The 24,267-nt window shown below is 40.4% G+C and carries 18 protein-coding genes and 1 tRNA gene; 14 read left to right on the top strand and 5 right to left on the bottom strand.

From position 1 onward, the window contains the following. Nucleotides 1-3: 3 nt before the first annotated feature. The 6 genes from HS960_RS20295 to HS960_RS20270 all read left to right on the top strand — a co-directional run bounded on the left by HS960_RS20295 (nucleotide 4) and on the right by HS960_RS20270 (nucleotide 5,830). Nucleotides 4-2,061 (top strand): RagB/SusD family nutrient uptake outer membrane protein, encoded by a 2,058-nt coding sequence (locus HS960_RS20295; protein WP_159730046.1) that lies wholly within the window; start codon nucleotides 4-6, stop codon nucleotides 2,059-2,061. Between the two features lie 15 nt (nucleotides 2,062-2,076). Further along, nucleotides 2,077-3,060 carry a DUF4973 domain-containing protein gene (locus tag HS960_RS20290; protein ID WP_182330539.1) on the top strand — a complete coding sequence of 328 codons (984 nt, stop codon included), beginning with the start codon at nucleotides 2,077-2,079 and terminating at the stop codon, nucleotides 3,058-3,060. Between the two features lie 56 nt (nucleotides 3,061-3,116). Then, entirely contained in the window at nucleotides 3,117-3,863 is a 747-nt protein-coding gene (locus tag HS960_RS20285) for an aspartate/glutamate racemase family protein (protein ID WP_182330538.1), read from the top strand. Nucleotides 3,864-3,961: 98 nt separating this feature from the next. Next, nucleotides 3,962-4,675 (top strand): pirin family protein, encoded by a 714-nt coding sequence (locus HS960_RS20280; RefSeq protein WP_153845332.1) that lies wholly within the window; start codon nucleotides 3,962-3,964, stop codon nucleotides 4,673-4,675. A gap of 85 nt (nucleotides 4,676-4,760) precedes the next feature. Beyond that, entirely contained in the window at nucleotides 4,761-5,405 is a 645-nt protein-coding gene (locus HS960_RS20275; protein WP_120335676.1) for an MgtC/SapB family protein, read from the top strand. A gap of 47 nt (nucleotides 5,406-5,452) precedes the next feature. Continuing rightward, nucleotides 5,453-5,830, top strand: a complete 378-nt coding sequence (locus HS960_RS20270; RefSeq protein ID WP_182330537.1) for a hypothetical protein — start codon at nucleotides 5,453-5,455, stop codon at nucleotides 5,828-5,830. On the opposite strand, the gene xseB is transcribed toward HS960_RS20270, so the two are convergent. Both xseB and xseA read right to left on the bottom strand, forming a co-directional pair. Next, complete coding sequence (xseB, locus tag HS960_RS20265) at nucleotides 5,831-6,052, bottom strand: exodeoxyribonuclease VII small subunit (RefSeq protein ID WP_182330536.1); 222 nt, start codon at nucleotides 6,050-6,052, stop codon at nucleotides 5,831-5,833. A gap of 42 nt (nucleotides 6,053-6,094) precedes the next feature. Then, complete coding sequence (gene xseA / locus HS960_RS20260; RefSeq protein ID WP_153845334.1) at nucleotides 6,095-7,381, bottom strand: exodeoxyribonuclease VII large subunit; 1,287 nt, start codon at nucleotides 7,379-7,381, stop codon at nucleotides 6,095-6,097. 197 nt (nucleotides 7,382-7,578) lie between these two features. Here xseA and HS960_RS20255 point away from each other — a divergent pair, with 197 nt between their 5' ends. From HS960_RS20255 to radA, 3 genes are all read left to right on the top strand, one after another. Then, nucleotides 7,579-9,303 carry a serine hydrolase domain-containing protein gene (locus HS960_RS20255; protein ID WP_159730052.1) on the top strand — a complete coding sequence of 575 codons (1,725 nt, stop codon included), beginning with the start codon at nucleotides 7,579-7,581 and terminating at the stop codon, nucleotides 9,301-9,303. After that, entirely contained in the window at nucleotides 9,300-10,460 is a 1,161-nt protein-coding gene (locus HS960_RS20250) for a dipeptidase (RefSeq protein WP_153845336.1), read from the top strand. Before HS960_RS20255 ends, HS960_RS20250 begins: the two co-directional genes overlap by 4 nt. Before the next feature lie 232 nt (nucleotides 10,461-10,692). Next, nucleotides 10,693-12,078 (top strand): DNA repair protein RadA, encoded by a 1,386-nt coding sequence (radA, locus tag HS960_RS20245; RefSeq protein WP_182330535.1) that lies wholly within the window; start codon nucleotides 10,693-10,695, stop codon nucleotides 12,076-12,078. Between the two features lie 153 nt (nucleotides 12,079-12,231). On the opposite strand, the gene HS960_RS20240 is transcribed toward radA, so the two are convergent. Further along, on the bottom strand, nucleotides 12,232-12,915 hold the full coding sequence (locus HS960_RS20240; protein ID WP_153845338.1) for a peroxiredoxin family protein: 684 nt from the start codon (nucleotides 12,913-12,915) through the stop codon (nucleotides 12,232-12,234). Nucleotides 12,916-12,987: 72 nt separating this feature from the next. Between HS960_RS20240 and HS960_RS20235 the strand changes: the two genes are divergently transcribed. Together HS960_RS20235 and nagB are read left to right on the top strand one after the other, a co-directional pair. Beyond that, nucleotides 12,988-14,136 (top strand): methionine aminotransferase, encoded by a 1,149-nt coding sequence (locus HS960_RS20235; RefSeq protein ID WP_153845339.1) that lies wholly within the window; start codon nucleotides 12,988-12,990, stop codon nucleotides 14,134-14,136. A 141-nt stretch (nucleotides 14,137-14,277) separates the two neighbouring features. Continuing rightward, nucleotides 14,278-16,206 (top strand): glucosamine-6-phosphate deaminase, encoded by a 1,929-nt coding sequence (nagB, locus tag HS960_RS20230; protein WP_153845340.1) that lies wholly within the window; start codon nucleotides 14,278-14,280, stop codon nucleotides 16,204-16,206. A gap of 245 nt (nucleotides 16,207-16,451) precedes the next feature. Here nagB and HS960_RS20225 read toward each other — a convergent pair whose 3' ends face one another. After that, complete coding sequence (locus HS960_RS20225) at nucleotides 16,452-18,968, bottom strand: family 20 glycosylhydrolase (RefSeq protein WP_182330534.1); 2,517 nt, start codon at nucleotides 18,966-18,968, stop codon at nucleotides 16,452-16,454. A 140-nt stretch (nucleotides 18,969-19,108) separates the two neighbouring features. On the opposite strand from HS960_RS20225, the gene HS960_RS20220 reads away from it, so the two are divergent. The 3 genes from HS960_RS20220 to HS960_RS20210 all read left to right on the top strand — a co-directional run bounded on the left by HS960_RS20220 (nucleotide 19,109) and on the right by HS960_RS20210 (nucleotide 21,637). After that, nucleotides 19,109-19,180: transfer RNA gene (locus HS960_RS20220), tRNA-Glu, on the top strand. Nucleotides 19,181-19,329: 149 nt separating this feature from the next. Next, nucleotides 19,330-20,919 (top strand): GrpB family protein, encoded by a 1,590-nt coding sequence (locus tag HS960_RS20215; RefSeq protein WP_182330533.1) that lies wholly within the window; start codon nucleotides 19,330-19,332, stop codon nucleotides 20,917-20,919. Nucleotides 20,920-21,001: 82 nt separating this feature from the next. Beyond that, nucleotides 21,002-21,637 carry a carbonic anhydrase family protein gene (locus tag HS960_RS20210; RefSeq protein ID WP_153845343.1) on the top strand — a complete coding sequence of 212 codons (636 nt, stop codon included), beginning with the start codon at nucleotides 21,002-21,004 and terminating at the stop codon, nucleotides 21,635-21,637. Between the two features lie 196 nt (nucleotides 21,638-21,833). On the opposite strand, the gene HS960_RS20205 is transcribed toward HS960_RS20210, so the two are convergent. Continuing rightward, complete coding sequence (locus tag HS960_RS20205) at nucleotides 21,834-24,215, bottom strand: outer membrane protein assembly factor BamB family protein (protein ID WP_182330532.1); 2,382 nt, start codon at nucleotides 24,213-24,215, stop codon at nucleotides 21,834-21,836. Between the last annotated feature and the right edge of the window lie 52 nt (nucleotides 24,216-24,267).

Raw genomic sequence — 24,267 nt, 5'->3', positions numbered from 1 at the left:
GAAATGAAAAATAAGAAATTATATATTGTATTCATGCTTCTGCTTGGCACAGGCGTCATTTCTTCTTGTACAAAGGATTATTTAAAGTCTGATCAATATTTCAAGGATCGCCTCACAACGGAGAAAGTCTTTAAAAGTAAGCTCTATTCGGAAGAATGGTTAGCAAATGTATTTTTAGAATTCAAAGGTGAAAATGCCGATGTGGCGAGTAAAGGGCTTACTCCACATTGTTTTGCAGATGACATGTACTTCGGTGATCGCGATAAAGATTATGATCCATCAAAAAATGAACTGTCCTACAATATGTTTAAGATGGGCCTGTATACGGAGAATGATAAACAGGGAACATGGGCGCAATGCTACCGTGGGATTCGGAATGCAACCACCTTTATTCAGAATATCTATATGAATACTGAAATGTCTGCTGCTGAAATTGCGGACTATCGCGGGCAGGCACGTTTTGCAAGAGCTTATTTCTACTGGCTTTTGCTTCGTAAATATGGCCCCATTCCCGTGCTACCAGATGAGGGGTTAGACTATACAGATAGCTATGATAATTTGGCGGTTCCACGTAATACATATGAAGAATGTGCTAATTATATCGGTAATGAAATGTTATTGGCGGCAAAAGAAATGGCGGCTTTGGGTATGAAAAGAAGCCAAGATGGCTCTGCCCGGCCGAGTGTAGGTGCAGCTTTGGCAACGCGAGCTAAAGCCTTATTGTATGCAGCAAGCCCGCTGGCCAATGGTAATAATACAAGTATTGGGGCGAGGTTGGTTGATAATAAAGGAAAACGTTTGCTGTCTGCGGAATATAACGAAGAGAAGTGGGCTAAAGCAGCGGCGGCGGCACGGGATGTAATGGAACTAGGGGTATATCAATTGTATTGGACAGGATTGCAAACAACAGGAAATGATGCTACAGTAGTACCACCAAAAGACAATAATTTTTCAGAAAAGAGCTGGCCCGATGGCTGGGCAAATATCGATCCGGCTAAATCTTATGCACAGGTATTTGACGGTACGTTGCCAGCCTCTGGAAATCCTGAGTTAATCTTCACACGTGGTACCAATCAGGAGAACGAAGGGATTGATGCCATGGTTGCCCATCAGCTTCCTCGCTCGGCAACGGGATGGAACACGCATGGGGTGACGCAAAAGCTTGTAGATGCTTACTATATGGATAATGGTTTGAATGTACCGGGAATGGATAAAGAAATAGGCCGTGGAAATGGTTCAAATCGCTTGGGTGGTTATGTATCACAAGAAGATTATGACAAGGGAAAATATAAACCCTTGCGCCCGGGAGTCTCTTTGCAGTATGCGAATCGCGAACCTCGTTTTTATGCTTCTGTTGCTTTTAATGGTAGTTTCTGGACGCTGTTGAATGAAACACAAGAGCGTAATCGGAACCAGCAGGTGTTCTATTATCGCGATAATGACAGGGGCAATGGGTTTAACTCGTCCAATGCTTATTGGCTTCGCACAGGTTTCGGTGTTAAAAAGTTTGTCCATCCCAATGATACTTATGAAGGGGGAAGTATGGCTCGTATCGTACCGAAAGCAGAGCCAGCAATTCGCTATGCGGATATTCTGCTTATGTATGCAGAAGCATTAAATGAGCTGGGTGGGTCCTACAGTATTCCATCTTGGCGAGGCGGTGTTTACACAATCAGCCGCGATATTGCAGAGATGAAAAAGGGGATACAGCCTGTACGGATTCGTGGTGGCGTGCCAGATTATAGTGCAAATGTATACAGTAGTAAAGTCGAGCTTAGAAAAACCTTGAAGCGCGAGCGTTTTATCGAGCTTATGGGAGAGGGACAACGTTACTATGATTTGCGTCGTTGGATGGATGCTCCTGTTGAAGAGGCTTTGCCCATCTATGGCTGTAATATTCTCATGAATCAAAAAGATCGGGATCTTTTTCATCAGCCAGTTGCGGTATGGGCTTTAAAAACCACTTTTGCCGACAAAATGTGGTTTTGGCCAATTAGTCATAGCGAACTTAAACGCAACAAAAACTTAACACAAAATCCGGGATGGACTTATAACGATTAATCAAATAGATGTCTTATGAACAAGTTATATATACAATTCTTTCTATTGCTGATAACCTTCATTTTTGGAGCCTGCAATGATGAATGGAAAGAAGAACAATATGAACATTATATTTCTTTCAAGGCTCCTTTGGACAACAACGGAGTTTCCAATATTTATGTTCGCTATAAGGATGCTGCTAAGAGCACATTTTTACAGCCTTTGATTGTAAGTGGGTCAACGACAAACGAATCAAATTTTGCAGTTCAGGTTGCACTGGATGCCGATACATTAAATGTGCTAAATTTTGAACGATTTCAAAACCGGAAAGATTTTTATTACCAACAATTAAGCAGTAATTATTATTCGTTTCCTACCACCGTTAATATCAATGCGGGCGAAAATACGAGCTTGCTGGCCATAGATTTCTCTTTAAAGGGTATTGATATGACTGAAAAATGGGTATTACCGCTGACGATTATGGATGATCCTTCAGCAAATTATAAAGGGCATCCGCGAAAGTATTACAGGAAGGCAATACTTCGCGTTAATCCATTCAACGATTATTCAGGAAATTATTCTGGATCTGCGCTTTTAACGAGGATGGAAGGTCAAGAAAATGAAACCCCTGTCGTGAAAAGCGAAATCCGGAGTTATGTCGTCGACGAAAATACTGTTTTTTTCTATGCAGGAAATATTGACGAAGAACGACAAGATAGGCGGAATTACAAAATATATGCAACCTTTACCAAAACAGGTACAGTGACTTTTCGTTCGGATAATCCTAATATTAAGTTTGTTGTGAATAAAGATGCAAGTTATACCATGTCAGAAGCAATGGATAAAGTACGGCCCTATTTGAAATGGCGTTGGCTTACGATCAATAATATCGATTATGAATTTACAGACTATACGATGATTCCCAATGTGCCAATCCGCTATAAAGTCGCAGGATCTCTCACTTTAGAACGAAAATTGAATACGCAGATTCCTGACGAGGACCAAGCGATAGAATGGTAATTTCTACAAACCATTTGTAAGACTATTGGTTATATCTATGATATAAAAATAGTTTTATGATTGGAATAGTAGGTGGACTAGGCCCTTATGGCGGCTTGGATATTACGAAGAAAATTATAGATGAGACGGCGGCAAGATCCGATCAGGAACACTTGCCGCTCTTGTTATTCTCATGTCCAAATTTGATCTCTGACCGAACGGCGTATTTATTGGATAAATCCAATGTCAATCCCGGTAAGGCTATCGCTGCAATTTTAAGACAACTTGAAATGGCCGGAGCGACCATTGCGGCGATTCCGTCCAATACGGCACATGCAGAACCGATTTTTTCTGTTGTTCAAGATGAGAGGGCTCGTATGGGGAGCACGTTGAAGCTATTGCATATCGTCTATGAGACTGTCCGATTTGTAGACGAAAACTATCCCGACACGACAGTCGGGATTTTGTCTACCGCAGGAGAGCAGATCTGCAGTTTATATCGGGAAGCATTTATTCGAAAAGGTTTCGTTGTTGTCGAGCCAGAAGGATCGCAGCAAGAGAAGGTAAATAATGCAATCTATGATGAGGATTATGGAATAAAGGCCCAACCGGTACCGATCGCGAATAAAGCAAGGGAAGATCTATTGTTGGTCATGGATGATCTGAAAAAGAAAGGAGCGCAGGTCATTATTTTGGGTTGTGCAGAGTTACCTTTGGCTATCCCTGAACGGGATTACAATGGGATGATTGTCATAGACCCGAATAGAATTCTCGCACGTGCACTCGTTCATTCGCTTGCTCCAGATAAATTAAAGCCACTATAGTCCTCTCTTTTGACAAATTGTCAGATTTTGGGTTTATATTCCTGTTGGTATGGGTTTTGTCCTTGATAGTTAGAAGCTTATGCAGTAAGGAGGACAACATGCAAAAGATTATACATCGGGAAAGTGATCGTGGCCACGTCGATTTCGGCTGGCTGAAAAGTGCGCATTCATTCAGTTTTGGACAGTATCTTGATCCCGAAAGGATGAATTTTGGTGCCCTGAGGGTATTGAATGATGATCAGGTGGAAGGTGGTCAAGGTTTTGATCGGCATGGACACGACAATATGGAAATTGTTAGCATACCACTGGAGGGGGCACTGGCACATCAGGATAGTATGGGCAATGGCCGTACGATCCAAACAGGAGATGTGCAGATCATGTCTGCAGGTACTGGGGTGCAGCACGCCGAGTTTAATAGCAATCAGAAGGATGCTGTTAAATTTCTGCAAATTTGGGTAATCCCCAACGAAATAGGGCTAGAGCCCAGATACGATCAGAAATCCTACCTTCAATTAGATCGGCACAATAAATTTGCAACGATTGTTTCACCGGATAAAATGGATCACAATGCTGTACATATACATCAGGATGCATATTTTAACTTGGCAGACATAGAGGCGGGTAAAAAGATAGAATATACTGTTCATTCGGAGCAAAATGGGCTTTATCTTTTTGTTTTGGAAGGAAAGATCGCTGTAGCAAATGAAATGCTTTCAAGAAGGGATGCCATTGGTTTATACGAAACAGAAAAAATAGCGATTGAAGCTTACTATGATACATCATTACTGCTAATTGAAGTACCAATGTATTAGGTCGAAGAAAAGCTATTCTTTAATAGGGAGGTCATTTGATAGATCTCCCTATTTTTCTTAAATTGGATGAAGAAGAAATAAACTCATGGATAACCTATTACAACCTTTTGAATCGCGTGACGTTTTACTTATTATGTTATCAGTCTTAATAGGTCTGCTGATTGGGATTGAACGTGAATATCGCAATAAATCCGCGGGTTTGAGGACGTTTATATTGGTGAGCTTTGGATCTTGTCTTTTTACTATTCTTTCATTAAAAATTGGATTGGCAAATCCAGATCGATTGGCGGCAAACATTATTACTGGTATCGGTTTCCTAGGAGCAGGTGTGATTTTCAAAGAAGACAATAAAGTAAGTGGTATAACGACCGCTACGACAATTTGGGCTGCAGCTTCTTTGGGCATGTGTGTTGGTGCCGGATATATATTTTTAGCGTTTATTGGTGTAGGGTTGGTTTTGGCTATTTTGGCATTGTTAACGTATTTACAAACCTATATTGACAATTATCACAAAATAAAAGACTATGAACTGCAGACCTCATCTGAGGCAGATTTTGAACATACCGAGCAGTTAATCAGAAGGATGGGTTTTAAGGCAGTCATTGTAAGTCAACGCTATAACAAAGAAAGTTTGAATACCATATGGCGATTGACGGGAAATGTGACCAAACATCGGGAGTTTGTAGAAACGGTACGCCGTGATAGGCAGGTCGTGGCTTATCAATATTAGCAAGCTTTAGGATGAGCTGAAATGTATTAGGAAATGATAGCTATATTATGAGTACAGTTAAAATTGAAAAAGGACAGGCTTTTTGGTTAGCGGATCCCCAGGAACATGACTTCCCCGCAGCTTACGATTATTTGGAGCTTTTATTTGTTCCGGAAGAATGTAAGGCTTTTGTTGACAAACTTAGAGGAGCAACTACGATAAAAAAGAAATCCAAGGATATTTTGCGGGCTAGTGCACTTCCGCTACTTCCTGATACCAATTGCCACGTCAAGGAAAATCTAAGAAAGATCAAGAAGAAAGAAAAGCTATCTCCAATTCTGTTGGTTCGGGCAAACGGGAAACTTATCATAGCAGATGGTTACCACCGCTTATGTGCCAGTTATTATTTTACCGAGGATCTTGATGTGCCTTGTCGTTTGGTTTAACTATTCGTCATCATCCGTTTCCTGAGCAGGGGATATTTTCTGTAATAAACTGTTTACCTCGTCCTCTGTCGCTGTTAACTTGGCTTTGCACACTTGAATGAGGTTGGAAGCCCTCTTGATTTTTCCTGCGAGCTCATCAATATTTGTTGTGCCATTTTCAATTTCCCTTACGATTGTTTGCAACTCGTTAAAGGCGTCTGTATAGGTATAATTCTGTTCCATTATGATATGCTTTCTTTAAAATTTTGTGTACCGATGGCCAAATTAAGCCTGGTCCGCATCCAAACCTTCTGTCGGCGATTTATCCGTTACAGTACTGGTAAGTTCGCCATATTCGAGTATCGTCTGTATCACATCGCCTGGAGACACTTGTGTCACCGACTGCAGTAGTTTTCCGTTAACCTTAGTAATTGAAAAACCTTGTTTCAATAGCCTAATTGGATCAGATAGCTGAATAATTCGTTCGGTATGGGCCAAAGCCGTTTTGTGCTCATAGAACCGCAATTTTATCAACGCGTTAAGATCGTGTTGAAATTGCTGAATGGCCGCCCTCGAGGACTGAATTTCTCTCTTCCCGATCCATTGTATATGCGTTGCCAGTTGAGATAGCATATTATGCTCTTCTTTAAATCGGGTAAGAATGAGCTGCTGTATACGTTCTGCTGCCTTATCAACCGGAATCGCAAAATTATGAAACTTCTGAATCAAAAAATCGGCTAGCTCACTGGGAGTGATCGCGTTTTTATAGGCGACCATTTCGCTAACCGTGTAATTCGTCGAATGTCCAATGCCTGTCAATACAGGGATTGGGAAGATAGCGATAGCACGTGCCAATAAGTAGTTGTTATAACTGGAAAGCCCAACCTCACCACCCCCTCCACGTATGATGGCGACGACATCGTACGTGTCGATTTTTTCAGCAATAACTGCAAGCTGATTGATAATAGAAGGTACTGACTTGTCTCCTTGTAATAATGCCGGAAAGAGCGTGCATTCTATGCGGTAACCCCATGGGTTTTGATTAATAATTTTGTAAAAATCAGAAAGTCCCTTACTTGTTTCTACTGAAATAATCGCCAATCTTTTAGGAACCACCGGAAAGCCCAATAATTTATTGGACTCATATATGCCCTCTGCTTTCAGCTTTCGAATACTGTCTAACTTCTCCTTTTCAAGTTCACCTAAGGTAAAAGTCGGATCAATATCAACAATGCGCAAACTTAATCCGTACATGGGGTCATAGGAAATACTTGCCTGAAATAACATCGTAATCCCTTCTCGCAAAGGTTCTTGGGCGACTTTAAGAAAATTGTTGTTGATACGATTGTAATCAGCTTTCCATAAGATGGACCGAATTTCAGCGACAATTTTACCATCCTGTTTTTCAACCATTTCAGGGTAACAGTGGCCAGAATGCGTATAATGATTGAGCTTGTTCATTTCGGCTTTGATCCAGTACAAACTCTTATACCGCTCCGCAAGTGTCTTTTGGATACTGCGGCTGACTTCCAGCAAGGAAAATATTGTTTTATCTTGAATCAATTCTGGCATTAGTCAAACTTACAGAAAAAACCTTCATGATGCAATCGGGGGATGGTTGAATACGCTATGGCCAAAGGATGAAAGAATTTTATTAACTCACATCGTCAAGTAGAGTAACAAAATTGATTTTTTTTCGAGCGAGCATATTCCTTCGTTATTTAATTCGTATTTTTATTTGATAGAACCTAAAAAACGATAAAAGCAGAATGAAAAAACGATTTTTTGGGGCTTTATTTGCAGGTTTGTTCTGTATTAGCCCCCTCTTTGCTCAATATAAGTCTACGATTAAAAACGAAACGATACTGTTTAATAACCTCGATCAGTTGCTACCTTTAGAAAATCTGGATCAACTTCGTATTGCAGTTGTCGTTCCTAACGCTGCAAAATATGCGATGTTCACAGAACAGTTGGCTCGTTATGCAAACACTAAAGTTTTTGATTTTAATAAATTTGATGAGGACATCAAATATTATAACACCATTATTGTGGCTGGAAAGGAAGATGACTTAGATGCAGCTTGTCTAGCACAGTTGAAGCAGGCCGTATTAAACAATAAAAAAGTTATCCTTTGTCATTTTTTTGAAAATGAAAAGAACAAAAAGAGTTTATCGGAGCATCCACAGTCTGATTTGATCGAATTACTTGCTCCTTTTTCAGAGACTGGACAGCGTCAGATGGCAATGTCTATTTTTGGTGGGATTCCTATAACCGCCGGTCATGTCAAAACCACACAGACAAGGCTGCAATATGGAGCTGCATCAAGTTCTAATCTGAACCTGACCAAATTGACGAAGAAAATTGATGCTATTGCGCAAGAAGCCATCGATAAGCAAGCAACACCGGGAGCTGTTGTCATGATCGTGAAAGACGGACAAGTACTCTTGGAGAAATCTTACGGATTTCACACATATTCCAAAGATATTCCCACAAAAACAACTGATATTTTTGATCTCGCATCTGTCAGTAAGATTGCCGGTACTACTCCTGTAATTATGCGTCTTACCGAGCGGAATATTATTAATTTGGATAGTACCATGGGACATTACCTATGGCAGGCAAAGTATACCAATAAAAAGGATATCAAGCTTCGTTCCGTGATGTTGCATGAAGCAGGATTTACACCTTTTATTCCCTTCTATAAATATCTGAAAGTTGGAGACGTTGTTTCAGCGCGCGATGATAACCATCAAGTGAAAATGGCCGACAATAGCTATATTCTCAACAATTATTACCGCGATGTCATGTGGCCCGAGATGCTAAAATCACCTGTAAAACCCACTGGAAATTATGTGTATAGTGATATCAGTATGTACGTGATGAAAGAAGTTGCAGAACATCAGACCGCTGAACCTCTGCAAGATTATGTGCAGGAGAACTTTTACAGGCCATTGGGGATGACGCGTGCTGGCTACCTTCCCCGAGAACGTTTTGCAAAGGATGAAATTGTTCCTACCGAGCAGGATACCTCTTTTCGGAAAACATTGCTAGAAGGCTATGTCCACGATCAGGGTGCGGCAATGGCTGGCGGTATTGCCGGGCATGCCGGATTATTTGCTACAGCAAATGATTTGGCAATCTATGGTCAACTGTTATTGAATAGAGGAGAGTACGGGGGGGAGCGCTACTTTAAAACCGAAACAATAGATTTATTTACCTCCAGGCAATCGACAAGCAGTCGTCGGGGCTTAGGTTTTGACCGTTGGGATCCAAACCCAAAAAATGAATATCCATCTAAATTAGCGAATAGCTCGGTCTTTGGTCATACAGGCTATACAGGAACATGTATCTGGATTGATCCACAAAATCAACTGATCTATATCTTTTTGTCTAATCGCGTACATCCTCAGGTGAGCACTAGGCTGTTGGATCTGAATATCAGAAGCAGGATTCAGGATGCTATTTATGAAACGATCAATGAAAGTCAAAAATGATAAAAGGCCTGCTATTACTTGGACTAGCAATGACAACACTCAACAATGTTGGATATAGTCAAGACTATAAACAGATACACCAAGATTTGGTGGTCGTCGACGGACACAATGATGTGATATACGAATCCATTTTCCAGGGGAAAAATATCGGCCAGCGAATAAGTACGGGGGCTACTGATTTACCTCGACTGCGGGAAGGGGGCGTAGATGTGCAGGTATTTGCTGTGTGGTCCGATGATGCGAAGTGGAAATCTGGGGCATTTAAGCACGCCAATGACCAGATAGATGCATTGGAAAAGATGATTGCAGCAAATACCGATAAAATAAGTTTGGCAAAATCTTCACGTGATATCGATTCAATCTTAAAAACGGGAAAAATAGTCGCTTTGATTGGGGTTGAAGGCGGAAATATGATTGAGGGAAGTGTTGATCATTTAATGCGACTCTATGAGCGTGGTGCCAAATACCTCACTTTGACCTGGAACTACAATTTGTCCTGGGCGAGTTGTGCTGCAATGGAATCAGGTCGTATGAATCCCAAGGACAAAGGGTTGACGGCAAAAGGTCGAGCAATTATCCAGAAGATGAACGAATTAGGGATGATGGTTGATCTGTCGCATGGAGGAGAGCAGACTTTCTATGATGTGCTGGCGATAACGACCAAACCGATCTTGGTTTCCCATAGCAACGCCTATGAATTATGTCCACATTTCCGCAATCTGAAAGATGCACAATTGGAAGCTTTGAAAAAAAATGGGGGCGTTGTTGGTGTCAATTTTTATTCAGGTTTTTTGGATCCAGCCTATGAAACAAGGCTTAAGGATTTGTATGTGGGTAAATTTGGTGATAACGGGGATACAAAATTGAGTACTTGGTCTATGTATGAAAAGTTGCCAAAAGAACTTCAACGGCAAGCGGATGCTCCACTGTCGAAATTATTGGATCATATCGACTATTTGGTCAAAAAAGTGGGTATTGATCATGTTGCTGTAGGCTCGGACTTCGATGGCATAGAATCCTCACCCCAAGGTCTGGAAGATGTTTCTAAATTTCCACTACTGACCAAAGCGCTGTTGGAGAGAGGTTATACAAAAACGGATGTTGCGAAGATCATGGGACAAAATTTTTTGCGGATCTTAAAAGAAAATGAAGAATAAACACTTCGGTTTTTTTAAGGCTTTTCAGTGAGGTTCCAGTAGACATGCAGTATTGTTGAGGTATTGCTAAAGTAGTGATGCGGTATATAGTAATACTTTGTATTGACTTAAGCCGCCATAGGAGTAACATTATGGAAAGGCTGATCAGTCCTTACGTAATATCTTGGGTAATATAATACGTACGGGGCATGATATTACACCTTTAACAGCTATAAATTTGTAATTTCGTAACATGGCAAAATCAAAATCAGCATATTTCTGTCAAAACTGTGGCTACGAATCTCCCAAATGGATGGGGCAATGCCCTTCTTGCAAGCAATGGAATAGTTTTGTTGAGGAAGTCGTCGAAAAAGCGAGCTCAAAAGTGCCCGAATGGCGTAGTTCCACCACAGGCGGAAGCACGAAAAGAGCGAATAAAGCTGCCATCATCCACGAAATTGTCTATCAGGATGAATTACGGATATTGACTCCAGATCAGGAGTTTAACCGGGTTCTTGGTGGTGGTATTGTTCCGGGATCATTGGTACTTATCGGAGGCGAACCCGGTATTGGGAAGTCTACGTTGATGTTACAGCTCGCTTTATCGATCCCACAAGTCAAGACACTTTATATTTCTGGGGAAGAAAGTGAACAGCAAATTAAGATGCGGGCAGAGCGATTGTCACAATCTTCTAAAGCAAATTGTTATATCCTTACCGAGACATCTACTCAAAATATTTTCAAGCAGATCGAGACGGTGCAGCCCAATGTCATTGTAATAGATTCTATACAGACTTTACATTCCTCACAAATTGAATCGGCGCCAGGGTCGGTTTCTCAGGTACGCGAATGTACTGCAGAATTGCTGCGGTTTGCAAAGGAAACCAGTACACCAGTTTTTATTGTAGGGCATATTACCAAGGACGGGTCTATTGCAGGTCCCAAGGTTTTAGAACATATGGTGGATACGGTGCTTCAATTCGAGGGTGATCGTCATCATGTATACCGGATTTTACGGGCCGTAAAAAATCGTTTTGGATCTGCTTCAGAACTGGGTATTTATGAAATGCAGGGCTCGGGATTGAGGGAGGTGTCAAATCCTTCGGAGATTATGATTTCCCAGCGCGATGAACCTGTTAGTGGCGTTTCCATTGCGGCGATGCTTGAAGGAGTGCGCCCTATGATGATTGAAGTACAGGCTCTGGTGAGTAATTCGGCGTTTGGAACTGCTCAGCGCTCTTCTACAGGTTACGATACGAAGCGATTAAACATGCTGCTGGCTGTTTTAGAGAAACGCTTTGGTTTTAGGTTAAGTGCACAGGACGTGTTTTTGAATATTGCCGGTGGGTTGCGTGTTGAAGATCCTGCGATCGATTTGGCTGTTGTTGTTGCAATTATTTCTTCACAACAAGATATCGCGATTCGATCCAATCTGACTTTTGCCGGTGAGGTTGGTTTATCGGGTGAGATAAGGGCCGTAAATCGCATTGAACAGCGTATACAGGAGGCCGAGAAGCTGGGCTTTGATGGTATTTTTATTTCTAAATTCAATACCAAAGGATTGGATGCTAAAAAATATAATATTGCCATTCGTCCGGTTGCCAAATTGGAGGACATCTTCAGTGCTTTGTTTGGCTAAGGGAGAAAAAGGGGCAATCAATCGTTTAATATCCTAATTTACTGGGATCATCTTAAAATAGATTTTTTCAGAAAAATGGCGTTCTTCAAAGAATAAAAATAAAAAGACCATGCTTTTACTAAAACATGGTCTTTTTTATGGATCGTCTATAGTTTACTTTTTCAAGACTTCTTTCAATTTCGCGCGTAAAGCATCACCATGTAAATTCTTGGCGACGATTTTCCCATTGGGATCGATCAGTACATTCTGTGGAATAGATTTTACGCCGTATAATGTTCCGACATCATTTTGCCAACGTTTGAGATCCGAAACATGACGCCAGTGCAATTTATCTGCATGGATGGCTTTAATCCAAGAATTGCGATCCTTATCAAAGGATATACCCAATATTTCAAAGTTTTCACCTTTAAATTGTTGGTATGTTTTTACAAGATCTGGGCTTTCGACACGACAATCCGGACACCAAGATGCCCAAAAATCAAGGAGAACATACTTTCCTTTAAAGTCCGAAAGCTTTACAGGGGTACCAGTGGTATCATTTTGCGTAAACGCTGGCGCTATTTTTCCAATTTGAACCGTTTCCAATGTATTTAAGTAATCTTGAAACTCTTTTCCTTCACTTGAATTCTTGACATTTTTACTCAAGGTATTATAAAGCGCCTGAAGCTCGGGGTATACAGGGTCATAACCTCCAACTCTACGCAAGTCAACCAATGTCGAGATTGAATCTGGAGAAGCTTTGACACGGGCAATATACTCCTCTTTGGTAAGTTCTTTTTTTTGTGCAGAACCAAAGAATGGCAGAACTAAAAAAAGTAGTGTGATGTATTTTATCATGTTATTATTCTTATATATATTTACAAATATAAGAAAATCCACTAATTTAGTAGATTAATAAAATGTCAAAAAATGAACTTCAACCTAACTTCTAAACTTCCACATGTCGGCACGACGATCTTTACCAAAATGACGATGCTTGCTAACGAGCAGCAAGCTTTAAATCTGTCGCAAGGTTTTCCTGACTTTGAGACAGATCCGAAGTTGGTTCAATTGGTTTCTAAGGCAATGGAACAGGGACATAACCAATACGCGCCAATGATTGGAGCACAGGCATTACGTGATACTATCGCTAAAAAATATCGTGAAGTTTATGACGTGGCGGTTGATGCAACAGCGGAGCTTACTGTGACATCTGGCGGTACACAAGCAATTTTTACAGCTATTGCCACAGTTGTTAGACCACAAGATGAGGTTATTATCTTTGAACCGGCATACGATTGTTATGCGCCAACTATCGAATTATTTGGCGGTAAGGTTGTTCCCGTGCGATTATTGGCTCCTGATTTTCAGATTGACTGGGATTACGTAGCTACGTTAATTAATTCCAAAACCCGCTTAATCATCATCAATAATCCAAATAATCCAACAGGCAAAGTACTGGGTCGAGAAGAACTGATTAAACTTGGGGATTTGCTGGCAAGTACCACCGCACTGTTGTTGAGTGATGAAGTATACGAGCATATTGTTTTCGATGGTGTTTCGCCGCAATCGGTACTGGAAATACCCACCTTGCGGGAGCGAAGTTTTGTTATTGCTTCCTTTGGAAAGTTATTGCATACCACGGGTTGGAAGATTGGTTATTGCATTGCCCCGCCGCAATTAACTCAAGAATTTAGAAAAGTACATCAATTCAATGTATTTAGCGTAAATACACCCATGCAATTCGCTATCGCAGCATATCTGGAGGATATAAGCTATGTCAAAGGCCTATCGGATTTTTTTGAGCGGAAAAGGAATTTGTTGAAGGATGGATTAAGGGGATCCCGGTTTAAGATTCTTCCTTGCGAAGGAACTTATTTCCTTAATATAGATTATAGTGCAATCAGTCAGGAGAAGGAATTTGAATTTGCTTGTTCGTTAACTAGACAACACAAAATTGCAACAATCCCACTTTCAGCGTTCTATAAAGAAGCGACAAATCAACAAGTTTTGCGGGTCTGTTTCGCTAAAAAGGATGAAACGCTATTAAAAGCCGTTGAGATTTTGAATAAGGTATAATCGTATTATTGACCTAAAAGAATAGCTAAAAGGTTTTATTTAAAATATCGCTAAGAAAGAACCACTTTATTAAAATTTTACTTCAACTTGAGGTACTAATTTTATAAATTTGTAATTCACGTTTATCAACATACCCATAAAATGGCTAGATTAAATTTATTGGAAGAAACGCGCTTCGAAAAAGTCCCTGTGAGCGTCTATCCAGATCAAAATTCAGCTTCGAAAAACGTTGCAAATCGTATTGCTGAAATTATTCGTGCAAAGCAAGAGAAAGGTGAGAAAGCTGTTCTGGGCCTTGCTACCGGTGCCACACCGGTAAAAGTCTATCAAGAATTGATTCGTTTGCATAAAGAAGAAGGTTTAAGCTTTAAGAACGTGATTACCTTCAATCTTGACGAATACTACCCTATGCAACCTGATGCTGATCAGAGCTATGTGACCTTTATGAACAAAAACTTGTTCGAACACGTAGATATTGATGCGGCCAATGTAAATATTCCAGATGGTACCTTAGCTTCTGATCAAGTAAATGCATTCTGTGAGGCTTACGAACAGAAGATTACAGCAGCAGGAGGTTTAGATATTCAATTATTAGGTATTGGCCGTACAGGCCATATCGGATTTAATGAGCCAGGTTCTGCCCCTAACTCAGGTACACGTGTAGTAACGTTGGACGATTTAACCCGTCGCGATGCTTCCCGTGCTTTTGGTGGAAAAGAAAATGTACCAACAAAAGCGATTACCATGGGCGTAGGTACAATCTTCAAAGCAAGAGAGATTATTTTAATGGCTTGGACCGAAACAAAGGCTGAGATCATTAAAAAAGCAGTTGAAGGTGAAATCTCCTCAGAGATTCCTGCAACTTATCTTCAATTATCAGATAACGTTGAATTTATTCTTGATGAAGCTGCTGCTTCATTGTTGACACGTTTTGATCTTCCTTGGTTGGCAGAAGATGTTACCTGGACACCTTCGTTAATTAAAAAAGCAGTCGTTTGGTTAGCTTTGGAGATCAAAAAACCAATCCTGAAACTTACCGACGAGGATTATAATGCACACGGGATGGCCAAGTTGGTTACAGAGACCGGTCCGGCATATAATATCAACATCCGTATATTCAACGAACTTCAGCATACGATCACGGGATGGCCAGGAGGTAAACCCAATGTTGACGATTCACAACGTCCTGAGCGTGCCAATCCAGCGAAGAAAAATGTAATTGTATTTTCTCCACACCCTGATGATGATGTCATCTCGATGGGGGGTACATTTATTCGTCTGGCAGACCAAGGACACAATGTCCATGTTGCTTACCAAACTTGTGGTAATACAGCTGTTTGGGATGATGATGTCGTACGTTATCTGGAGTTTGCTGAAGATTTAGCAAAACAAATAGGGGCAGAGGCGGAAGCTTCTCAGATCGGTCGAATTTATGATGAGGAAAGAGCAATTTTTGCAACAAAAAAACCAAATCAGATCGATACTGAACTTGTCCGTAAAATCAAAGCATTGATCCGTAAGGGTGAGGCGATCGCGGGAGCTCGTTTAGTTGGTTTGCCCGATGAAAATATCCATTTCCAGGATCTACCCTTCTATGATAGACAGAAGTTCTCGAAAAATGTATCTTTTGAAGATGATATTCAACAAACAATGGAATTGTTGCGCCATGTAAAACCACATCAGGTATTTGCTGCGGGTGACTTTGCGGATCCACATGGAACGCATAAAGTATGTTTCGATATCTTGTTTGAAGCATTGAGCAGATTGAGCAAAACAGATGAGTGGACCAAAGATTGTTGGTTATGGTTATACAGAGGAGCATGGCATGAATACCCAATCCACGAGATCCAAATGGCCGTTCCGTTATCTCCACAAGAAGTTTATCGCAAACGTTTAGCCATCTTCAAACACCAGTCTCAGAAAGATTTACCTGTATTCCCTGGAGATGATCCACGTGAATTCTGGGTACGTGCTGAAGACCGTACAAGCGAAACCGCAGCTTTATATGACCAATTAGGTCTTGCAAATTATGAAGCTATTGAAGCGTTCGTAAGATGGAAATTTGACTAGAATAATTGTCTGACTATAAAATAACTGTCTGACGACATAAAAAGTCCTGAGCCACTTAAAAAATTTAGGACTTATAAAAATAGGGCTGCCCAAAGAAATTGGACAGCCCTATTTTTATTCTATTTTGCCTTTATCAGCTTAAGTGCCAGTTCAAACAGTCGATTTTTGAAGTGACTGATGTTATTTTAGGCAGCTTTTTTTTATTGTCAACGCCAATAGCGTTTATCATTTTGCGTTCCAATGAATTAATAGCTGATCACATCACCTGACCGTCCTTTGGCATCAAATACTTTAAATAAGTATTTTTTCCCAGTTTGGAATGGTATTGGACCGTTCACTATTTTGGATTTCAATGTTGGCGTACTGCCGTTGTCGCTGTAATAGACTTTGAAACCAGGATAATCGGTATTGATAAGGAGTTGGCTACCCTCTTTCTTGATTCCAATTTTAGGAAGTCGATAGGTATAGCCTCCATTTATCCTATCCAGTTTTCTCAATTCATCCTCGCCTAATTTTTTGATAAAAGAGGTATACGATTTACGATAAGTGGCCTCGTCAAAAGAATTTCCTTTTTCCCAGGTTTGTTCGGGTGCCCACGCGCGATCAGCAATCGCTATTAAACGTGGAAATATCATTTCCTCAAGACGCTGGTCAGTAGATACCTTTTCTGCCCATAAGGCGCCTTTGATACCGAGGAGGTTTTTCTTCCCTTCCGCTGTAAGCTGTTCTTTATTGGTGTATGCCTCAGGTCTAAGATCTTTTCCGGTGTCATCCTTGCGCAGATTGATGAAGAAATTTTCAGGAGAAAACGAATAAGTTCTATTCAGATTAACCGTACCGACCCAACTGTGTCCTGGATCAGCAAAATCACGGTCCCAAGACATATCCAGGTAGTTGTTTGCAGCACTCGTATAAACAACTTTATATCCTGCATTTGCCAATCGATAAGCGAGGTCTTCCTGTCCTTGGCCAGGGAGATTGTTCCATACATTCAAGTGGATGCCGGATTTTCCTAGATCGGCATTTACAACCATGCCTTTTCCTTTATTGCGCATACCCATTTCTTCCCATCCAGACATCGTCAACCCTTTTTCTTGAACAAGGGTATTAATTTTGGTAATATACAGTGGCCATACATCGAGTACATTGGCGATATTATTTTCCTTCATAAAGGCCAATACCTTTGGCGATTTTTCCCAAACACCACTTGGCGTCTCGTCGCCTCCCAAATCGATAATTGTCAACGGAACTCCAGCTTGATCATGCATCGCTTTGATTTCATCGATCACCTTGCTCAGGAAGTGATAGGTTGAAGGTAGGGCAGGGTTCATGACATTGTCATTCCAGTTTTGTGCAGAATTATAAACAGATTTGTCCTCTGCATCGTCAAGCAGGAATTCCTCCGCTTTTTGTTTATCACCAAGTTTTGAGTAATGTGCAAAACGCGCGCGCATTGCTTTGATCGCTGCGCGGGCATGACCAGGAGTTTCTACTTCTGGTATGACGTCTATATGTCTTGCCTGAGCATACTTTAAAATTTCGATATAGTCAGCAACACTGTAGAATTGATGCGGTTTAGCCGTAGAGCCAGATCCATAAGCAGACTGTATTGCCTTTCCATCTTCAAAATTAGCCGAACGGTTGGCTCCGATAGCCGTTAATTCGGGTAGGGCCGGAATTTCCAATCGCCAACCTTCGTCGTCAATGAAGTGGAAATGGAACTTGTTCAACTTGTAAGAAGCCATGAGATCCAATATTCTTAAAACCTCGGCTTTGCTATGGAAATTACGGGCAGCATCCAGCATAAATCCACGGTAACCATAGCGCGGGCTATCTTCAATGTTAGCGTATGGTAATGTGATCGATTTTGTGGCTTTATTCCATTGACTGTGATTGACCAACGATTTTAGCGATTGTATGGCATAAAATGCACCAGCTTTATCAGAAGCCTCTATTCGTATACCTTTAGCACCAATCGTCAAGTGATAGGATCCGGGCTTTAAGTTGTTTGCTTTGACAATTTCAATGCCGCCTTGTGGACTGGATGAAGCTGCTAGCTTAACGCCTGAATAGCTGGTCAGGAAATCTGTCAGAAAGCCTCCTTCGCTAGCAAATTCATGGTCAACAAACAGTTTTGTATCTGTCGATAGGTTGAATTTCTCGTTATTATTGATGCTGATATTGCTTGGTAAAGGGATGATATGCTGTGCTACTGCACCCTCTACCAGCTTATTTTGATCGTATTTATAAGCAAAGTAATCCGTTTTTTCCGCTTCCGACTGGGGAGCAATTTTAACCGCAGAATAATCCGAAATATTTGTTGCAAGCCCAGTCTTATTATTTTTTAGGTATAGACCAATTGGTCCATCCGTATAATTGACCAGTCCAGTCGTGATAAAATCGATGTGGACTGTGTCTTGCGCATTTAATAAAAAATTATTTTTCTTAAAGCTAACCTGAAAGAGATCCCCATTTCGGTGGTCTATCGCAAAACGTTTGTCGACCTTATCGGGATCAATAGAGCGAATAAAATTAAACCAGAGGCTCCAATCGTTGAGTTGAACAGCACTTTTTCCCTTGTTTTTTAAAATTAGGGTGGATACCGGATTTTTACGGATATTCTGTCCGTCTTTGACCTTCCAGGTGAGTTGCAGTTGATCTGCAATAGCACTCGATTTCTGGGCATAGGCTTCCTGACTTAATAAAGCCAAGCCTAGTCCGGCATAGAGTAGCGGTTTTTTGATTTTTTTAAAATTAGTCATGTTGGTTACTTTTTCAATGACTCTAAATATAGCTATTCTAGAGGGGTTTATGATCTATTTTAAAAAATATGAATAAAAAAAAGATAAAAATTTTGACACATTTATAAATATTTCTATATTTGCACACCGAAACAGAAAACGGCCCGTTCGTCTAGGGGTTAGGACGCAAGATTTTCATTCTTGAAACAGGGGTTCGATTCCCCTACGGGCTACAGATCGAAAGATTAAAACTTAAAAAAGCTTGCAATTCATATTGCAAGCTTTTTTTGTCTTTTAGTATCTAAAAAAAACAATACGAACTTCCAGGAAAAAAGGGTGTCATAAGCATTTTATCTAGCTACACGATTCACTTAAAACCTTAATGCAGTTAATAATTCCAGCAATAACTAAAATGAAAAAGAGCCTAACAGAATTGAAAAAGGACGATTGGAATAGACTTTTTTCCGTCGAATTAGTTGATCATAATCCTGAATGGAAAAATATATTTACGGCCGAAAAACAACGGATTTTAGGTAAGATCGGAAAAGAAAAGATTTTACGGATCGAACATTTTGGCAGTACAGCTATTAGCTCAATCAAATCTAAACCTTATATTGATATAATAATTGAGATTCCAAAAGAATTATTGTTCAACAAGGAACTAATTGACGAATTCTCAGCACTAGGCTATTCACATTTTAAAGTTCCCTCAAGAGAAAATATAGCGGAATATTCAACATTTGGAAAAGGATATAACATTGATGGAAAGAACGAACAAATTTTCCATATTCACATGTGCCCAAAAGACAATGCAATGTGGGCGCAAATTGACTTTCGGGATTATCTAAATTCTAATATTAAACGGGCAAAGGAATACGAAGAGTTAAAACTTGAATTAGCATCTAAATTCAGAAATGACCGCGGCTCGTATGTACTTGGAAAAACATCCTTCATCAACGAAACTATAAATTTAGCGACTAAAAAAATGACAACATTTCCTGTTATAGCCTCTACTCTTTCTGCCAAACAATTAGGAGATTTTGTGAAAGATAGATATGGCCTAGACGACAAATACAATTGTACCCTATTCAGAACAGGAATGAATCACACGTATTTTCTTTCCAACACCGAAACGAAATACGTTTTGCGAGTTTATAGTCATAACTGGAGGTCAAAAACCGAAATTATTGAAGAGCTTGAACTTCTGAAATCATTGAAGAATAAAAATTTAAGTGTTTCTTTTCCAATTGAAGATAAAGACGGAGCATTCATTCAAGAAATAAATGCTCCTGAAGGAATCAGATACGTTGTACTTTTTTCCTTTGCTCAAGGTGAGAAAATTCGATTTATGGACAACGAAACCTGTTTTCGAATAGGTTCTCTAATGGCAAATATTCACAACCATACCGAAAACAAGAACATTAACCGAGTATCTTATCATAAGACGTCTCTTATAGAACTACCTTATGCGTATTTAAAACAATTCTTTTCAGACAACTTGCCAGAAATGGAATTCATTAGGGAGCTTGGAGAAAATTTTCAAAATTCAGATTTTGATAATACGAAAACCGGAATTATACATATGGATATATGGTATGATAATATGGCCGTTACAGACGAAAAGGAGATTACGATTTTTGACTTTGACTTTTGTGGAAATGGATGGCAAATTTTGGATGTTGGATATTTCTGCAAACAACTGTTTTTCATAGAATCAGATAAAGAGCAGTATGAATTAAAAATGCAAAGCTTCTTACGTGGATACCAGAGCAATAGATTTTTATCTGAAAAAGAGCTCAGCTTAATACCAAAAGCAGGCGCTTCTATTTTTATTTTTTATCTTGGCGTACAGGCACAAAGATTTGATTGGTCCAACATATTTTTGACAGAAAACTATCTTAAAATGTTTGTCGGAAGAATTAAAGCTTGGATGGATTATTACACAAAGAACGAAGTCACTGGGGCTATATAAGAAATTACAGGTATTTTGTCCTATTGGTAATTAAAATGTAACGTATTAATTTTACCTTTAATATTCCAAATAATAAAATTTTATGAAGGCACATACGTACGAAACACAATCGACGATTACACCTGAAAAAGCATTAGATTTCCTGAAGGAGGGAAACCAGCGCTTTGTTAATAATCTGAAAGCTAACCGCGATCTACTCGAACAGGTGAACGCTACGCGTGAGGGACAATGGCCATTTGCCGTGGTGCTAAGCTGCATCGATAGCCGTACTTCAGCTGAACTTATATTTGATCAGGGATTGGGCGATATCTTCAGTATCCGGATCGCCGGAAATTTTGTCAACCAGGATATTTTAGGCTCGATGGAGTTTGGTTGTAATGTGGCAGGTTCTAAACTTGTTGTCGTTCTAGGGCATACCAAATGTGGAGCATTAAAAGGAGGATTGGATGCAGCACAGATCGAGGGCATGGGAATGGATAACCTAAACCATTTGATTAACCATTTCGACCCGATCATTAATGAGGTGATCGATCAAGGGGAAGAACGTTCTTCTAAAAACAGTGTGTTGCTTGAGAAGCTAAATCAACAGAACATTAAACATGCGATCCGTGACATTCGCAGACAAAGCTCAACGCTCCGTAAACTTGAAGAAGAGGGTAAAATTAAGATTGTTGGTGCAAACTATGACGTTGAAACTGGTAGCGTAAGTTGGATGTAAGTTGTAGAAACTGACGCACAGGTTTTGTCGGTTATAGAAGATGGACAACCCTACCTTACTTTAGGTAAGATTAGGTATCCCAAGATTCGCTGATCATAAGTCGAATGGGGTGTACACTTCTTAAGAATAAAAGAAAAAGGGAGGTGCTAACTCATTTTAAAGTTAGCACCTCCCTTTTTTGTTCTATGTATAAATACTAGAGTTTAAAGCAGGAAACATTTCCCGCAAAATCAGCAACATAAATCAAATCGCCATCTACTGTGATGTCTGAAAATATAGGCGAACCCAGGTTGAATTTTGATAAGAGTTTACCTGCTTTATTAAGGACGTAGACATAGCCGTCTGAAGCACCAAAAACTAACTTGTCTTTGACTTCAATGACTGCTGATTCAACTGTGCCGACCAGTTTATGGTTGTCAGGACTACTGTATGCAGAAGAATAGACAAGCGCTTCTCCTGTGGGAAAATGCCACTTCTCTTCCAGAGTCTGTAGATCATAGGCTTTTATTCCGTTGGTGGAAGTTGGCATAACCAAAAGGTTTTCACTGATCTTTGGTGCAGTCATCACCTTAAAATCGTCGGTTTTAATGCTCTTCTGTAAGATTTCTCCCGTTTTTAGATCGATCTTAAAGATGCCATTGAGGCCGGTCGTATAGATGTAATCCTTTTGAGCTGTTATCCCGCCACTTCTAAAACGTAAACCATCTTCCTGACGTTTCCAGAGCAGTTTTCCGGTATGGATATCATAAGCACAGAGTGCATTCCAGTTGTATCCAGCTAAAAGAACTTGACCGACAACCGATAGCTCTGCTGGAGTAGCTTCTCCGCCTGACGGTTCTACACCTTCCCATAACGGTTTGCCTGTATGGATATCAATTGCCGACATTCGTTTTCCTAATCCAGTATAATAGATCCCGTTGTCAAGCGCAGCGCCAGAAACAAAGGTCGGGAGACTTGGAGCCGAAGGTTTCTTTGTCCACAGGATTTTGCCTGTATTTGCATCTATCGCATAGACATTGGTTTCAACATCAGTGGCCAACAATATACCATCGCTGAAACGTAATTTATGCTTAATGGAATTTATAGTTGGCAGAGACCATAATACTTTTCCACTCCGTCTATCCAAGGCTTTGATTGCATGACTGGTTCCTATGCCATCATCCATTGTGGCTATAAAAAGTTTATCGCCAATAACCAGAGGACTTGTTTTCCAGATATTTCCATTGACTGAAGTGGACCACTGTAGTTTGATCTTATCATTTTCTGCTGGCGCGAGGCTAAACGTTTCTTTCTTTAGGGTCTGTTCACCATTCTCGTAGCGAATCGTGATAAGTGCATCGTATTGTCCTTTGTGATTTTGTTTTTGGAAAGGAACATTTGCTTGCCATGTCCAATCTCCGGAGGCTTTCAGCGAAATTGAGCTTATGCGATTTCCGGTCTCATGTGCGGATATTGTGAGGTCTACGCCCTGTATTTGTCGCTCACTATCGTAGGTGTTGACCAGTATAGGCAGCGTTTGGTCTGCATTTAACGACTGATTGCCCACGGGCCGTACCAACTGGACGTGGTCACGTAAGTTTGTGTAGATCGGCTTGATATTCTTGATGCCTTGTTTGTCAATATCGACGACAACAAACTGTGCGGCAGAATTATCAATACCACCTTTGTTGGGGGCATTGGAACAAACGACATAGACACCATTTTGTTTGAAAACGAAATTGTTGTGCCAGTGTCCATAGAACCAGGCCTTAAGGTTATATTGCTTTAAATCAATCTGTTCTTTTTCTCCTTTAAGTACAAAGTCAGGCCCTACAAAGAAGTCATGGTTAATAAAGATCAAGGGCTTGGATTTATCCATGGCAGCTAGATCTTTTTTGAGCCAAGCTATGATCTGATCAGCGGTGTAGCTGGGTTTATAATCGCCATTTGGCATTGGTGTAACGACGAAGTGAGCCGGCCCGGCATCGAATGAGTAATAAGTCGGACCAAAAAGATCTTCAAATAGCTTCTCGCCATATTCACCTTTGACAAGATCATGATTTCCGACGGTATAATAGGTCGGTCTGCCCATGAGTTCACTGTTAACCTGCTTGGCATGAAAAAGCATGCCCGGTTCATAGCAGATATCTCCGGTATGCATGATCAGACTTGCACGCTGTTGTTTGGCGTAATTTCTGACATTATCAATCCAAGGTCCATACAACGGCGTTTCTGTATCCGCGATTTGGATAAACCGTAGAAAATCGTTTTGTTGGACCGCATCTTTGACTAAAGCGAAGTCTAGATTTTTGGCATCCGCGCGCAACGGAATGTAATGTGTTTTGGTAGCCTTGTAACCACTGGGTACAGTGACAGACAAAAAGCGGGCATTGGGGTTATAAGGTAGTGTATACGTTCCTTCTTTATTGGTTTTTACCACATCATAACCATCGGATACTGTGATTCCACCGAGTAGGTTTTCGTTCTGTTCGAACAGGTTATTCGCATTCTGATCTTCAAAAACCCGGCCGACACGTTGTTGTGCAAAAAGGGAGGGAATCGGAAGGAGACAGCAGGCAAGTAATTTGAGTAATTTCATGTTGTTTAAATAAAAAAGCTAGCTCCGGTTTCAGAGCTAGCAAAAAGTGAAT

Source organism: Sphingobacterium paramultivorum (genome assembly GCF_014109745.1).
Classification (GTDB): domain Bacteria; phylum Bacteroidota; class Bacteroidia; order Sphingobacteriales; family Sphingobacteriaceae; genus Sphingobacterium; species Sphingobacterium paramultivorum.
Note: the sequence above shows the minus strand (reverse complement) of the source record. Positions and strands in the feature narration are given on the sequence as shown.

What these genes read in the sequence shown, in the direction of transcription:
- HS960_RS20290 (WP_182330539.1), top strand. Translation starts at nt 2,077, where the DNA reads ATGAACAAGTTATATATACAATTCTTTCTATTGCTGATAACCTTCATT.
- HS960_RS20285 (WP_182330538.1), top strand. Translation starts at nt 3,117, where the DNA reads ATGATTGGAATAGTAGGTGGACTAGGCCCTTATGGCGGCTTGGATATT.
- HS960_RS20210 (WP_153845343.1), top strand. Translation starts at nt 21,002, where the DNA reads ATGAAGGCACATACGTACGAAACACAATCGACGATTACACCTGAAAAA.
- xseA (WP_153845334.1), bottom strand. Translation starts at nt 7,381, where the DNA reads ATGCCAGAATTGATTCAAGATAAAACAATATTTTCCTTGCTGGAAGTC.
- HS960_RS20270 (WP_182330537.1), top strand. Translation starts at nt 5,453, where the DNA reads ATGAGTACAGTTAAAATTGAAAAAGGACAGGCTTTTTGGTTAGCGGAT.
- HS960_RS20275 (WP_120335676.1), top strand. Translation starts at nt 4,761, where the DNA reads ATGGATAACCTATTACAACCTTTTGAATCGCGTGACGTTTTACTTATT.
- nagB (WP_153845340.1), top strand. Translation starts at nt 14,278, where the DNA reads ATGGCTAGATTAAATTTATTGGAAGAAACGCGCTTCGAAAAAGTCCCT.
- HS960_RS20215 (WP_182330533.1), top strand. Translation starts at nt 19,330, where the DNA reads ATGCAGTTAATAATTCCAGCAATAACTAAAATGAAAAAGAGCCTAACA.
- HS960_RS20235 (WP_153845339.1), top strand. Translation starts at nt 12,988, where the DNA reads ATGAACTTCAACCTAACTTCTAAACTTCCACATGTCGGCACGACGATC.
- xseB (WP_182330536.1), bottom strand. Translation starts at nt 6,052, where the DNA reads ATGGAACAGAATTATACCTATACAGACGCCTTTAACGAGTTGCAAACA.
- HS960_RS20225 (WP_182330534.1), bottom strand. Translation starts at nt 18,968, where the DNA reads ATGACTAATTTTAAAAAAATCAAAAAACCGCTACTCTATGCCGGACTA.
- HS960_RS20255 (WP_159730052.1), top strand. Translation starts at nt 7,579, where the DNA reads ATGAAAAAACGATTTTTTGGGGCTTTATTTGCAGGTTTGTTCTGTATT.
- radA (WP_182330535.1), top strand. Translation starts at nt 10,693, where the DNA reads ATGGCAAAATCAAAATCAGCATATTTCTGTCAAAACTGTGGCTACGAA.
- HS960_RS20250 (WP_153845336.1), top strand. Translation starts at nt 9,300, where the DNA reads ATGATAAAAGGCCTGCTATTACTTGGACTAGCAATGACAACACTCAAC.
- HS960_RS20240 (WP_153845338.1), bottom strand. Translation starts at nt 12,915, where the DNA reads ATGATAAAATACATCACACTACTTTTTTTAGTTCTGCCATTCTTTGGT.
- HS960_RS20295 (WP_159730046.1), top strand. Translation starts at nt 4, where the DNA reads ATGAAAAATAAGAAATTATATATTGTATTCATGCTTCTGCTTGGCACA.
- HS960_RS20205 (WP_182330532.1), bottom strand. Translation starts at nt 24,215, where the DNA reads ATGAAATTACTCAAATTACTTGCCTGCTGTCTCCTTCCGATTCCCTCC.
- HS960_RS20280 (WP_153845332.1), top strand. Translation starts at nt 3,962, where the DNA reads ATGCAAAAGATTATACATCGGGAAAGTGATCGTGGCCACGTCGATTTC.